The organism is Bradyrhizobium tropiciagri (assembly GCF_001189845.1).
Taxonomy (GTDB): domain Bacteria; phylum Pseudomonadota; class Alphaproteobacteria; order Rhizobiales; family Xanthobacteraceae; genus Bradyrhizobium; species Bradyrhizobium tropiciagri.
Genome location: NZ_LFLZ01000167.1, coordinates 1 through 1,659, shown reverse-complemented (window position 1 = coordinate 1,659; position 1,659 = coordinate 1). Strand labels below are relative to the sequence as shown.

Annotated in this window: 2 protein-coding genes; both read left to right on the top strand. The window is 65.2% G+C overall.

The genetic code is table 11. The features are described 5' to 3' along the window. The coding region (locus AKN84_RS44230; protein WP_430649980.1) for a Mu transposase domain-containing protein at positions 1 to 721 on the top strand (721 nt) is incomplete at its 5' end. Next, complete coding sequence (gene istB, locus AKN84_RS44225; RefSeq protein ID WP_050426597.1) at positions 718 to 1,530, top strand: IS21-like element helper ATPase IstB; 813 nt, start codon at positions 718 to 720, stop codon at positions 1,528 to 1,530. The genes AKN84_RS44230 and istB, both read left to right, overlap by 4 nt. Positions 1,531 to 1,659: the final 129 nt, after the last annotated feature.

The following is a 1,659-nucleotide window of genomic DNA, read 5'->3' as shown; positions in this document are numbered from 1 at the left end:
GCGCGGCACTGCCGACTTCGATGATCTCGCCGCCTACCGCGGCTTCATCGACGAGATCGTCAGCCGCCGCAATGCCCGCAACGCCAAGCGGATCGACCACGAGCGCGCCACCCTGCAGGCATTGCCGGATCGCCGCACCTCGGACTACGAGGAGGTGATCGTCCGCGTGACGTCAAGCGGCGGCTTCACACTGCGCAAGGTGTTCTACACCGTGCCGTCACGCCTGATCGGCCACCAGTTGCGGGTGCGCCTCTACGACGATCGTCTCGACGTGTTCGTCGGCGGCACCCATCTCGTCACCCTGCCGCGTGGGCGGCCGCACCCCAACGGCAAGCACGATCAGGTCGTCGATTATCGGCACGTGATCCATTCCTTGCGGCGCAAGCCGATGGCGCTGCTCAATCTCGTCTACCGTGATCGGCTGTTCCCGCGCGAGGCTTATCGCCGAACCTTCGATCGCTTGCGCGAACGGCTGCCGGACAGGAAAGCCTGCCGGCTCATGGTCGATCTGCTTGCGCTGGCGCACGAGCGCGGCTGCGAGGCCGAACTCGCCGGTCAGTTAGCCGCCGACCTGGACGTCGGCCAACTGCCCGACCTTGGACGGCTGCGCGCTCAGTTCGCGCCCGATCCTGCCTGCGTGCCGCAGGTCGTGGTTCAGCTTACCCCGCTCGCCAGCTATGAGTGCCTCATCGGCGCCAGCCAGATCGGAGACGCCGCATGAACACGGCCAACACCGTCGACACCGCGCGCCTCAATCTGTTGCTCAACGAGCTGCGGCTGCCCGCCATCAAGGTGCTGTGGCCACAGTTCTCCGAGCAGTCCGACAAGGAAGGCTGGCCGGCGGCTCGCTTCCTCACCACCATTGCCGAGCACGAGATCGCTGAACGCGGCCGCCGTCGCATCGAGCGCCATCTCGTAGACGCACGGCTGCCAGCCGGAAAGACCTTCGACAACTTCGACTTCGAGGCCGTGCCGATGATCTCCAAGGCGCAGGTGACCGCGCTCGCCGCCGGCGACGGCTGGTTGGGCAAGGGCGCCAATTTGCTGCTGTTCGGCCCGCCCGGCGGCGGCAAGAGCCACTTGGCGGCAGCCATCGGCCTGGCCCTGGTCGAGAACGGATGGCGGGTCCTGTTCACCCGGACCACCGATCTGGTCCAGAAGCTCCAGGTGGCTCGCCGCGAACTCAACCTCGAGGCTGCTATCAACCGCCTCGATCGCTTCGATCTGCTGATCCTCGATGACCTCGCCTACGTCACCAAGGATCAGGCCGAGACCAGCGTGCTGTTCGAGCTCATCAGCGCGCGCTACGAGCGGCGCTCGATGTTGATCACGGCCAATCAGCCGTTCGGCGAATGGAACAGGGTCTTCCCGGACCCCGCTATGACCCTCGCCGCCATCGATCGTCTCGTTCACCACGCCACCATCGTCGAGATGAACGTCGAGAGCTATCGCAGGCGGACCGCCCTCGAACGAAAACGCGGCCCAGGACGGCCACCGTCGCACGCGACACCAAAAACACTCGCTGATTGACGCTCCGCGACAATCAGAGCCAACAAAACTCTTGCGCGCGACAATCATCGCGGCAATCATCACCTCGCTGCGACACCGACTCGCCATCCTGATTGTCGCGCGCTTCCCAGCCAGATTGTCGCGCTATAG

Excerpts from the sequence above, each read along its gene's own strand:
- istB (WP_050426597.1), top strand. The coding sequence starts at position 718 with ATGAACACGGCCAACACCGTCGACACCGCGCGCCTCAATCTGTTGCTC.